At 73.5% G+C, this 12,050-nt stretch carries 7 protein-coding genes; 3 read left to right on the top strand and 4 right to left on the bottom strand.

All coding sequences use genetic code 11. From position 1 onward, the window contains the following. Positions 1-57: 57 nt before the first annotated feature. Positions 58-3,969: a protein kinase domain-containing protein gene (locus tag OV207_RS36015; RefSeq protein WP_267559629.1), complete on the bottom strand. Its 3,912-nt coding sequence runs from the start codon at positions 3,967-3,969 to the stop codon at positions 58-60. Positions 3,970-4,101: 132 nt separating this feature from the next. After that, positions 4,102-5,970 carry a lipase maturation factor family protein gene (locus OV207_RS36020; protein ID WP_267559630.1) on the bottom strand — a complete coding sequence of 623 codons (1,869 nt, stop codon included), beginning with the start codon at positions 5,968-5,970 and terminating at the stop codon, positions 4,102-4,104. A 130-nt stretch (positions 5,971-6,100) separates the two neighbouring features. On the opposite strand from OV207_RS36020, the gene OV207_RS36025 reads away from it, so the two are divergent. Continuing rightward, on the top strand, positions 6,101-6,757 hold the full coding sequence (locus tag OV207_RS36025) for an MBL fold metallo-hydrolase (RefSeq protein WP_267559631.1): 657 nt from the start codon (positions 6,101-6,103) through the stop codon (positions 6,755-6,757). On the opposite strand, the gene OV207_RS36030 is transcribed toward OV207_RS36025, so the two are convergent. Both OV207_RS36030 and OV207_RS36035 read right to left on the bottom strand, forming a co-directional pair. After that, positions 6,754-7,545, bottom strand: coding sequence for a hypothetical protein (locus OV207_RS36030; protein ID WP_267559632.1), 792 nt, complete (start codon positions 7,543-7,545; stop codon positions 6,754-6,756). The two genes, OV207_RS36025 and OV207_RS36030, sit on opposite strands and share 4 nt — an antisense overlap. After that, entirely contained in the window at positions 7,535-8,437 is a 903-nt protein-coding gene (locus tag OV207_RS36035; protein ID WP_227027423.1) for a dimethylarginine dimethylaminohydrolase family protein, read from the bottom strand. Before OV207_RS36035 ends, OV207_RS36030 begins: the two co-directional genes overlap by 11 nt. A gap of 328 nt (positions 8,438-8,765) precedes the next feature. Here OV207_RS36035 and OV207_RS36040 point away from each other — a divergent pair, with 328 nt between their 5' ends. After that, positions 8,766-10,373 carry a Na+/H+ antiporter gene (locus OV207_RS36040; protein ID WP_193349638.1) on the top strand — a complete coding sequence of 536 codons (1,608 nt, stop codon included), beginning with the start codon at positions 8,766-8,768 and terminating at the stop codon, positions 10,371-10,373. Between the two features lie 143 nt (positions 10,374-10,516). Then, positions 10,517-12,049: a DUF7151 family protein gene (locus tag OV207_RS36045; RefSeq protein WP_267559633.1), complete on the top strand. Its 1,533-nt coding sequence runs from the start codon at positions 10,517-10,519 to the stop codon at positions 12,047-12,049. Position 12,050: the final 1 nt, after the last annotated feature.

Below are 12,050 nucleotides of genomic sequence, written 5' to 3' on the forward strand. Positions count from 1 at the left end.
CGCCCCTCCCCGTCGAAGTCCACACGCCTGCATGCCTGCTGACATCTTTTTCGCACTTCAGCGGCGCGGGGCCCGGCCTTCCATCGTCCCCAGCACCTGCGCGGCCAGGGTCTCCCCCTCCCGCCAGCCCGCCACCCGGGCACGCTCCCGGGCCTGCTCCAGCCGCTCGCGCGCTTCGGACACCCGGCCTCCCGCCACCAGGAGCCGCCCCGCGTTGAAGTGGATGCGCGCCACCTCCTGGGCGTCGCCTCCCTGGTCGGCCAGGGCCAGCGCGCGCTCCAGCTCCGCCAGCGCCTGCGCCGGCTCCCCCGCGAGCACCCGCAGGCCCGCGAGCTGCGACAGGGCCCGCGCCTGCCCCACAGCGCTGGCCACCGACCGCGCCTGGTCCGCCGCGCGCGTGAAGGCCACCCGGGCCCGGTCCAACTGCCCCAGCCGCTGCTGCAACCTGCCCAGCAGCAGGTAGTGCTCCCAGTAGAAGTCCGGGGAGCGCGCGGCCCGGCTCCCCATGCGCTGGAAGGCCCGCGCCAGCAGGGCCACCGCGGCGGTCGTCTCGCCCTTGGCCTCGTGCACCCGCGCCAGGTCGCCCAGCACCAGGGCATCGACCTCCAGGTCCGCGCTCGCCGGCCCATGCAGCATGCTCAGGCGCACCTCTGCGTCCGCCACGCGCCCCAGCTTCAGCTCCGCGACGGCCAGCCGCCGCGCGGCCTCCGCCCACGCGACGGGCGTCTGCATCACCGAGATGCGGTCCAACCACGGCGTCACCAGCCCGTCCACGGCCGCGGGCTCCACCTGCGTGAGGCACCGCGCCGCGCTCGCGAGCACGCCCAACTGCCAGCGCACCACCGTCGCCGTCGCCCCGGGCGCGCGCCCCAGCGCCCAGCGGTAGAACTCCACCGCCGCGCGCCACTCGCCCCGCGCCGCGAACCAGTCCCCCGCCCGCTCGCACGCGGCCTGCGCACCGGGCGCGTCCGCCCCCAGCAGGTGGTCCGCCACCCGCACCTCGCGGGCGGGCTCCTGGGCGAACGCGTCGCGCTCCAGCGTCTCCGCCAGCTCCGCGTGCGCGTTGCGCAGCTGCGGGGGCGAGAGGCGCTCACGCAGCACCTGCCGCGCCTCCTCGCGCGTGAAGCGGAAGATGCCGGGCTGCCGGGGCACGGGCACCACCCACTCGGCATCCTCGAGCACCTCCGCGCCCTCCGTGCCCGGCAGCGAGGCCCGCACCAGCTCCGCGCAGAAGAGGGAGCCCTCCACCGCCGCGCGCTGCAGGAAGCGCAGCGACGCGGAGGGCAGCAGCTCCAACCGCGCGCCCAGCGCCTGGCCCAGGTCCTGCGGCAGGGACGCGGCGGACAGCGGCCCATTGGCCTGGAACCCCTCCTCCGTGCGCTGCAACACGCCCACCGCGACGAGCAGCCGCACCAGGGCCAGCGCATGCGCGGGGTTGCCTCGCACCCGGTCCCCCACCGCGCGCTCCAGGGACGGCGACAGGGACGTCCCCAGGCTCGCGGTCAGCAGCGCGTTCAGCTCCGCGGAGGACAGCCCCTCCAGCACCGTCACCGGCAGCGACGCCAGCGCCGTGGGCACCGAGGCCACGTCGCCCGTGCCCACCAGCGCCACGCGCGCGTCCTTCGCCGCCAACACGCTGGCCAGCAGCTCCAGCGACGCACCGTCCACGCGATGCACGTCGTCCACCAGCAGCAGCAGGCCGGACGGGTGCGCCGCGCGCCGCAGCGCCTCCACCACCGCCCCGTCCCCCGCCGCCAGGTGGCCGCCCACCGGAGCGCCCCGCGCGAGCCGCCGCCAGAGCGCCTGCGCCTCCGGCTCGGAGAGCCCCAGCCCCGACAGCGGCGGGCCCGGCACGTCCGCGTCCGGCGCGGCCTGGGACAGCGCGACGAACACCGTGCGCAACAACCCCAGCGCGCCGGAGGACCGGGGGTCGCCTCCCCACGCATGCACCACCCGGAGCGGAGAGGCGCTCGCGGCCAGCTCCGCCACCGCCTCCAGGAAGCGGCTGCGGCCCACGCCCGTGGGCCCCACGAAGAGCCGCGCCCCGCCCTCGCCCCTTCGCGCCGAGTCCACCACCGCGCGCGCTTCCGCCAGCGCCTCGTCGCGCCCCACCAGCGGCTCGCCGCGCACCGCCGGAGGCCCCACCTCCACCCGCCACGCCGTGCCGCCCGGCAGCTCGCGCGCCGCGCCGAAGCGCACCCCGCCCGCCTCCACCAGCAGCGCCCGCACCGAGGCGCCCACGAGCAGCTCTCCCGCCGCCGCCGCGTCCATCAGCGCGAGCGCCCGCTCCAGCCCCATCCCCGACAGCCGGGCGCCCGCCGCGTCCACGCTGGAGCTCACGCGCACCACGCCGGACTCCAGCCCCCGCCGCACCGTCCCCCCGGCGAGCCCCAGGTCCTCCGCGCAGCGCAGCGCCCGGGTCGCGTCATCCTCGCGCGGCTGCGGCAGGCCGAAGGGCAGACACCAGCGCGCCTCCGCCAGCGCCACCGCCTCCACCTGATGGCGCGCCGACAGCGCCAGCACCATCTCGCGCAGGCGCAGCGCGTCCGGCCCATCCGCCGCCACCGTCAGCAACGTGAGCCTGCGCATCAAGGCCTGCGCATCCAGCGCGCGCATCTTCACCGTGGGGCCCGGCGCGTCGTCGCCCAGGGCCGGAGGGGAGTCGTCGTCCTCCTCCAGGGCAGGCGGCGTCGCGGACAGCGCGGCCGCCAGCGGCGCGGGCACCTCCATCGTCGGGTCGGTGGGCGGCTCGTGCCCAGCGCCGTCGCCCTCCCGCCGGGCCGCGGGGGCCTTGGCGGTGGGCGCCTCGGGGGCGTCATCCCCCAGGTGCATGGGCGGCTCGCGCAGCACGGGCATCGACGCCAGGTTCGGCGCGGGCGCTCCCGCCGGCGGCGTGAGCGCGTTGCCGCACGCGGGGCAGAACCGGTTGCTCGCGCTGGTGGACTGGCCGCAGCGCGGACACGACACGCTGGAGGGCTCGCGGCCCTGCGGCAGCACCAGGTCGCCGCTGGCCGCGTCGCGCAGCCTCGCGAGCACCGACTCCCCCACCAGCCGCGTCACCACCGAGGAGACGCCCTCCCCTTCCGCCTCCGGCACCTCGTCCAGGTAGGCCTGGAGCGCCTTCGCCACGTCGCCACACCGCGCGAAGCGCTGCGAGGGCACGCGGTGGAGCATGCGCAGGATGATGTGCTCCAGCAGGGGCGACAGCCCGCCCACGAACTGCGAGGGTCGGGGCACCGCCGCCAGGGCAATCCTGCGCATCGCCTCCGCGGGGTTGTCCGTGTCGATGAACGGCCGGCGCGTGCACAGCTCCCACAGCACCACGCCCAGCGCGAACTGGTCGCTGCTGCCAGCGACGGGCTCGTTGCGCACCTGTTCGGGCGACATGTAGCGCAGCTTGCCCTTGAGCACGCCGGTGCGCGTGCGGCTGGCGCGGATGGTCGCCTTGGCCACGCCGAAGTCCACCACCTTCGTCACGCCGTCCAGCCGCACCATGATGTTCTGCGGGCTGATGTCCCGGTGCACCAGCTCCAGCGACGCGCCCTGGCTGTCCCGCGCGTGGTGCGCGTGGTCCAGGCCCAGCGCCGCGTCGCGGATCAACTGCGCGCACACCCGGTGGGGCAGCGACGTGCCCACCCGCTGCGCGGCTCGCGCCAGCCGGCCCAGGTTCTCACCCTCGATGTACTCCATCGCGATGTAGAACGTGCCCTGCCACGCGCCGACCTCGTACAGCGAGACGACGTTGGGGTGGTTCAGGTGCGCCGCGACCCGGGCCTCGTCGAGGAACATCTCCACCGAGCCCTCCTGCTCCAGCAGGTCCGGCAGCAGGCTCTTGAGGATGACGGGGCGCTCGAAGCCGCTCACGCCCACCTGTCGCGCGAGGAAGATTTCCCCCATGCCCCCAACGGCCAGGCGGCGGAGGACCGCGTACCTGCCAAAGATGAGCGAAGACGGGGGAGCCGCGGCCATGGTTGCTCACACACCGTACCTACCCGCCCCCATCCCCCGCCAGCCCCACCCCGCCCCGGCGTCACGATTGGGATTGCCCACCGCATCAGGCCCTCTCCACGTGTGGGCTCCAGGCGCACCGTCCGCCCATTCCTAGACATGCCAGGACAGCCGCGGACCTCCTACCTTACGCGTCGGGGCGGGCGTGAGGGTCAGCGGTGACACGTACAGCCCCCGCCGCTCCCGCTTCCACCAGGCCCCCGTGCGCTGTCGCTCTTCCCGGGACGTCATCCGGTAGTCATGGAGCACCGCCCGCACCAGCCGGGGTGGGTGGTCCGGAAAGGGATTGGAGGCGAAGAGGCCCAGTACCTCCGGCGAGCCCTCCAGCAGCCGCTCCAGCAAGGCCAGGAACCACGAGGGCGGCGACCCCAGCGCCGCGAACCACATCTGCCAGTCCAGCCGGGGCTGGTGGGGCGCCACCTGACGCGGCGGCCGGTCCACCGCCGAGGTCTTGTAGCGGAAGGGGTACTCCACCCAGTGCTCGCCGTCGTCCGAGCCCTCCACGGAGATCTCCGGCCGGTCCACCGTCATCACCGCGAACAGGCCATAGGAGTTCACCGAGTGCAGCGGATGCGCCCGGTCCTCCAGCCAGTCCACCGCCTCCACCACCCGCGCCGGCCCGCGCGGCCACCACCCCATCCGGCGCAACAGCTCCGTGGTGCCCAGCACCAGGAACGGCACGGCCGCGACGGTGGACAGCGCCGTGGCCGGCAGCGACGGCCGCGACGCGGGCACGGCGTCCCGCCCGAGCCGTTCAGGGAGCACGCGCCGCAGGGCCGCGTCGTCCAGCAGCCACACGCCCAGCGCCAGCGATTGGAGGTTGAAGAAGCCGTAGTTGCCCGTGGCGACGATGGCCGCCTGCAACGCCGCGAAGGCGCCGAAGGCGACCTGCCGCACGCGCCGGGGCCCGAAGGCGAGGAAGGGCACCCCCGTCTCCGCCGCCAGCACCGCCGCGGTGCCCGCGTGGCGCACCGGGCGCGGGAGCTGGTGCGCGGCCCAGCCGCCCTTCGTGGGCAGGGGCGCGGTCTCGAAGTACACGTCGCACGCGCTCAGCTCGCGCCACGTCCGGTCCCCCGAATGGAACTTGCTCACCCCGGAGCCGAAGTAGAGCCGGAACACGAGCATCCGGAAGAGGAACACGTCCAGCGCGGACACGTCCCGCTTGCCCAGCCCGGGACGCAGGCCCCCGGGCGCGGTGAGCGCCCCCAGCGCGCCCATCTCCAGCAGCAGCACGTCCCACTGGAACGACAGGAACTCGCGCCCCAGGGACACATAGGACAGGTACAGCGCCCACAGCGCCTTCGCGCTCGGGCCCGGGGCCACGTTGAGCAGCAGCGACAGCGACAGCGCCTGCCCCACGCGGCAGCCCCGCGTCAGCGCCGCGTCGGAGGCGTCCCACCAGAAGACCGACGGCCGCCGCCACTTGCCCTGCGCGGCCCAGCGCTCCGAATGCGTCACCTCGCGGAGGGGGCGGATGCCCTTCTCCCCATAGAGCCCAAGCACCTGTCTTCCCAGCGACGTGAAGGCGATGAGGAAGGTGCCGCCCAACAGGCGCAGGAAGACCCAGCGCACCCACCGGTGCTCCGCGGGCTCCGTCACGCGGCTGAACAACCACGTGTCCAGGCGCGACGCGCGACGCCGGTTGCGCGCGATGAGCGAATACACCGCGCCCGCCGCCTGCCGGATGCCGGGCAGCAACCCCAGCCGCGCGGCCAGGCGCGTGCTCCGGTGGGGCGACCAGGCGAGCATCCGGAAGACCGCCTCCGCTCCGGACGAGCGGCGCCCCGAGGGCTCCACGAGCTGCATGGCCCGCCCCATCTCCCGCCGGGGGATGCCCAGCAGCCTGAGCAGCCACCCGCTGGCGCGGACGAAGCGCACGCGCCCGTCGGTGTTACCGCTCCAGCGCGCCACCCAACGCTTGCAGAAGCCACAATCCCCATCGAACAGCACGAGCGGTCGCATCACGTCCTCCCCGGGCCCAGCACAAAGGTGCGTGCGGCCGGGACGATGCGAAGGGGGCCCGCTGGAGGGGCGGGCGGGCAGCGGGGCGGACGCCCGTGTCACCCCGGCGCGGGTGCCTATCCTTGTCCGCATGAGCGAGCCCAAGGCCCAGGCGAAGAAGACGGACGAGGTCGTCCCGGGAGTGCATCACTGGACGGTCGAGGATGACCGGCTCGGGGGCATTCGCAGCGACGCGTACGCGGTGGTGGACGACGACGGCACCGTCACCCTCATCGACCCGCTGCCCATCGACGAGAAGGCCCTGCGCAAGCTGGGCAACCTTGAAGCCATCGTGCTCACCGCGGGCAACCACCAGCGCTCCGCGTGGCGCATGCGCAAGGCGTTTGGCATTCCCGTCTGGGCCCCGGAGGGCGCGCAGGGCCTGGAGGAGAAGCCCGACTTCGAATACGTGGCCGGCAACACGCTGCCCGGCGGCCTCAGCACCTTCCAGACGCCCGGCCCCACCGAGGCCATGTACACGCTCTGGATGCAGAAGAACCCGCACGCGGTCGTCTTCATCTCCGACCTGCTGTCGCGTGAAGGCCGGGGCACGCCGAAGTTCGTCCCCGGCGAGTACCAGGACGAGCCCCTGCGCACCCGCTCCAGCATCCAGCGCATCCTGGACCACCTGCCCATCCAGACCGTCTGCTTCGCGCACGGCGCGCCCATCCTCAAGGACGGCGCCTCCGCCCTGCGCAAGGCCCTGGAGCAGGACCACGAATTCCCAGGCGCGCCGGCCCCGGCCTAACCGTGCAGCTCGCGCACCAGCACGTGGCCCGCGTCCTGGCCGGGAGGCACCAGCTCCAGCCGCGCCCCGGCCTCCGCGCGGTCCAGCAGTGAGCCCAGCGCGGCCAGGTCGGTGACGGGGATGCGCGTGGCGGGGGCCTGCTCCTCGCCGCGCGCCATCGCCCGCGCGACGCGGGCCTCGTCGCGCAGGTCCGTCTCATAGACGAACGTGCGCTCGTCGTAGTCGTGCCCGCCGGGGACGCGCCCCACGAGCCGCATGGGCCCCAGCCGCGTGTGCACGCGCACCGCGGGGTTGTCCCACTGGGCGACGCCGCGCAGCCGCTTCGCCCGCACCATGCCCAGCGTGAGCGTCTTCACCCAGGACGCCGCGCCCCGGCCCGGCAGGAAGCTGAATAGCGACACGCCCACGAACAGCCCTGGCGTCAGCGACGGCGCCACATAGCAGGCCGCGCCAATGGCCAGCTCCTCGTCCGCCAGCAGCAGCCGCGCGCGCGCGGGCGCCTTCAACAGCCGCGCGGGACAGCGCAGCAGGCCGATGGCGCCGGGCAGCAGGTACAAATCCGACAGCACCCAACGCGGCACGCCGATGCCACCGAAGGCCAGCTGGTTAAGCGTCAGGTATTGCCGCGCCAGCTCCGTGTTGTGCTCCGCCAGCAGGTGCGTCACCGGCACGCCCGCGGGGGCCAGGTCCAGGGACGGGACGTGCACGCCGGAGCCCAGGGCCTGCAACGACAGCTCCGGGTTCTCCGCGAAGAACGCCCGGGCCAGCGGCGCGAGCTCACCCGCCATCGGCTTCGATGTCCTTCGCCACCGCGTCCAGCCGGTACTCGGCGGGGAGCTGGAGGCTCCCGGCGTCCACCGACGCGCGCGACACCAGGCACCGCGAGGAGCCGCCGCCCTTCTCCGTCAGCTCCGGCATCGGCATGGGCACCACGCGCATGCCCAGCCCCTGCAACAGGTCCACCACGTGCGCCGGCATCACCGTGGGCGCGAGCAGGTCCCTGCCCAGCGGCAGCCCATTCGTCGCATAGCGGCGGATGTCCGCCTCCGTCACCCGCACCAGCCGGTTCGCGCCGAAGCGCGCCTCCAGCAGCGACACCGACTCCGGCGCCATCACCTCCGGACACACCAGCAGCCGGTCCACCGCGGGCAGGGGCAGCACCGCCATGTTCCCGTGGAACGCGGGCTCGCGCACCCGCACGCGCAGCACCTCGCCGGGGAAGTGCTTCTGCGCGGCCTCCAGTCCCTCCAGCGTGGTGCGCCCGCCCCAGAACAGCAGCGTCACCCCGTCGAACGTCGCCACGTCGCCGTGCGCTTCCCAGACGCCGTCACCCGGCTCCACCACCTCCAGGCCCATGCGCCGGGCCAGCGGCGCCCAGTGGTCGCGCTCCGCGAAGCGGTGCGCGCTCATCATCCGGGGCAGCAGGAACAGCGGCGCCCGTCCTTCGCGCGCCACCACCTGACCGCACTCGGCCGCGTAGGGCATGCCCGTCAGCACGTCCGAGGGCGACGGCAGCGCCACCACCGTGCCTCCGCGCGCTTCGATGTGGCGCGCCAGCGTCAGCCACTCCCGCCTCGCGCCACGCGCGTCCGCGGGAGCCGCCTCGCGGCTGCGGAAGTTCGCGCGGCCACGCAGGGCCCAGCCTCGCCCCGGGGGCGACATCAGGAAGAGGTCCATCATCCCCTGGCTTCTAGCCCTCGGACGGGGACGTCACAACGCATCCCCCACCGGCCCTCCCCCCGCCCACGCCCGGCCGTCCAGCGCCCCACACTGCACGGCCACCGTCCGGCACCGCCCGCGTGAGCCCGTGAAGCCCTCCGGACGGGACGGGCGGATCCATCCACCGGACGCCGCACCGGGAGCCATCACCGCCGCGCTTCACTCCCAGGGTGCGGACGACCCCTGGGCCCGCCCGGCCGCCCCTCGCTTTTCACCCCCGGGGGCTCCTCAGCGGCCCGGGGCGCGCGGTAGTCTCCGCCATTTTTGAGCACAAACGGGTTGGGGCTTCATGCACATTGAATCAGCCTTCGTGCTGCTGTTCTCCATCGCGACCGCGGTGGCGATCGCGGCGCGCTATTTCAAGTTTCCGTACACGGTGGCGCTGGTGCTGGCGGGCCTGGGCCTGGGCGTGGTGCATGTCTTTGAACCGCCGCACCTGACGAAGGAGCTGCTGTTCGCCGTCATCTTGCCGGGCCTGCTGTTCGAGGCGGCCTTCCACGTCGACTTCCGCAAGTTCTGGAAGAACAAGCTGACCATCACCTCGCTGGCGATCCCCGGCGTCGTGGCGTCCATGGGGCTCACGGCGCTCATCCTGTCGCCGGCGATGAAGGGGATGAACCTCCTGGAGGGCTTCGGCCTCATCCACGCGATGGTGTTCGCGTCGCTCATCGTGTCCACGGACCCCATCGCGGTGGTGGGCCTGTTCAAGGCGCTGGGCGCGCCCAAGCGGCTGGCCATCCTGGTGGAGGGTGAGAGCCTGCTCAACGACGGCACCGCCGTGGTGCTGTTCATGCTCGTCGTGGGCGTGGCCAACGGGGCGAAGTTCTCCGTGGGCGGAGCGACCTGGGACTTCATCCGGATCGCCGGCATGGGCGTCGTCATTGGCGCGGCGGTGGGCTTCGTGGTCTCGCAGGTGATGCAGCGCGTGGACGACGCGATGGTGGAGATCACCCTCACGATGATCGCCGCGTACGGCTCGTTCGTGGTGGCCGAACAGTTCCACTACTCGGGCGTCATCGCCACGGTGGTGGCCGGCATGCTGTGCGGCAACTGGGCGGCGCGGCTGAGCATGAGCCCCACCACGCGTGTCGCGGTGGAGAGCTTCTGGGAGTACCTGGCGTTCGCGCTCAACTCGGTGGTGTTCCTGCTCATCGGCCTGGAGGTGCAGCTCGCGTCGCTGCTGGCGGCGTGGCAGCCCATCCTGCTCGCGTACGTGGTGGTGCTCCTGGGCCGCGCGGTGGTCGTCTATGGCGTATCCGGCCTGCTGCGCTTCACGTCGGAGAAGCTGCCGTGGAGCTGGAGCGCGGTGCTCACCTGGAGTGGCCTCCGGGGCGCGGTGTCCATGGTGCTGGTGCTCGGCCTTCCGGCGGACTTCGCCCACCGCGAGATGCTGGTGAACATGACGTTCGGCGTGGTGGTGCTCTCCATCATCTTCCAGGGCCTCACCGTCGCGCCCATCCTCAAGCGCCTGGGCATCACCGGCATCAAGGACATCTACCAGGAGAAGTACGAGCTGGCCCGGGGCCGGCTGGGCGCCATCCACGCCGCCATCGCGTCGCTGGAGGCCATGCGCCGCTCGCGCGAGATCCCCGTGGACGTACTGGAGCCCATGGAGCGCGACTACCAGGCGAAGGCGGCGGCGGTGGAGCAGGAGCTCGCCGCGCTCAAGCAGCAGTCCACGCGCTTCCACGAGGAGGAGCACCAGGAGGCCGCCCGCCGCGTCCTCATCGTGGAGAAGGACGCCCTCTTCGACGCCTACCAGAAGGGCACGCTCAACAAGGAGGTCTTCGAACACCTGTGCGCGGAGCTGGATGAGCGCATCGCGAAGACCAAGGACGCGGAGGCCCACGTCCCCCTGGAAGACGCCCACGCCGGTCCCCAGGCGATGGCCTCCTGAGCCGACCGCGGCACCTGTCAAATCGCCGGAGGGTGGGGCCGTGACCGACGACCCGGAAAACACCCACCCTCCGTATGGAGGAGACCGGGCCCGGTATCGTCGCGGCGTCGCGAACGACGCCGGACCCGCGGGAGATGCGACGCATGCGGCGGACATGGAGCACCTGGGTGGCACTCGCCTTCGTCGCGGGAGGCTGCACGCCGCTGGACCTCGGCGTGCTCTCCCCGGAGCACCTGGCCCGCTCGCGAGTCCTCCCCGAGCCGCCGGGCGCCGTGTGCCCCTTCGGGGGGCAGGCCCTCCAGTCGGGGCTGGACCTCAACGAGGACGGCGAGCTGGGGCCCGACGAAGTCACGCTCACCCAGTACGCCTGCGCCAACGCCCCCACCTCTGAAGAACCTACGCCCGCGCAGGTGGTGGTGCGGACCCGGAAGCTCGACCCTGGCACCCCGTGTCCGGGCGGCGGACAGGTGACGCAGGCGGGCCTCGACGTGAACGGCAATGGCGCGCTGGACGACGCCGAAGTCACCCGCGAGGTCCACGCCTGTCAGGACGCCATGCCCGTGCGCACCCGCGTCCGCCCCGTGACGAGCCACAGCCTCTGCCCCTCCACCGCGACGGTGCTGGAGGCCGGCGAGGACCTGGACGGCAACGGCGTGCTCGACGGCGCGGAGGTCCAGGCGTCCCACCCCTTCTGCGAGGTGGCCCCCTCCTTGCTGCGCATCCAACTCCAGCCCGAGCCGGCGGATGGACGCTGCGGGCGGCCCGGCACCCGGGTGGACGCCTACGGCGACCTCGACGGCGACGGCCAGCACGACGCCGACACGGAGCCCGCCGTCGTCCTCACGGTGTGCCAGGCCGCGCGCGTCCACGAGGGCGCCTACGTGGTGGCGGATGCGGCGGACCTCGCGGCCCTCCAGGGCGTCACCCGGGTGACGGGGGACCTGCGCGTCACCAGCGGGACGCTGACGGCGCTCGTCCTGCCGGAGCTGTCCGTGGTCCAGGGCGCCCTCACCATCGCGTCCAACCCGGCGCTCACCCACGTCGCCCTGCCCGGGCTGCGCTTCGCCGGGGACGTCGCGCTGAACGACAACGCGGTGCTCGCCACGGCGGCGCTCGGTGACGCGGCCGGGTCGCGGGTCTCCGTGGATGGGAACCTGTCGGTGAGGGGCAACCCCCAGCTCGCCTCACTCGAAGGACTGCGCGGGCTGGCGCCCCGGAACGAGCTGGGCGTTGCGGAGAACGCCCTGCTGGAGTCGTTCACGTTCCCCCACGTCACCAGCCTCCCCGTGGGGCTCGCCGTGCATCGCAACCCGAGGCTGCGCACGTTCGACCTCCCCGCCCTCGCCACCGCCGAGGGCGTCTCGCTGTCCCAGAACGCCGCGCTGGAGGCGCTGATGCGGATGGAGCGCCTGTCGGTCCGCGACAACCGCGACCTCCAGACGCTGGCCCGGCTCAACGGGCTGCGCTTCCTCCAGTTCCTCGAGCTCACGGACAACCCCAGCCTGACGATGCTGGGCCTGGACGGGCTGGTGGCGGTGGAGCAGGGCTTCTCCGTGGAGAACAACGCCCTGCTGCCCACCTGCGGCGTGCAGCAGTTGGCGGAGCGCGTCTACTCCGGTTCGCCCTTCGAGCTCAGCATCCTGGGCAACGACAGCCAGGCGCCCTGCCCTCCGTAGC

The sequence above is a fragment of the Corallococcus sp. BB11-1 genome (assembly GCF_026626625.1).
GTDB lineage: Bacteria > Myxococcota > Myxococcia > Myxococcales > Myxococcaceae > Corallococcus > Corallococcus soli.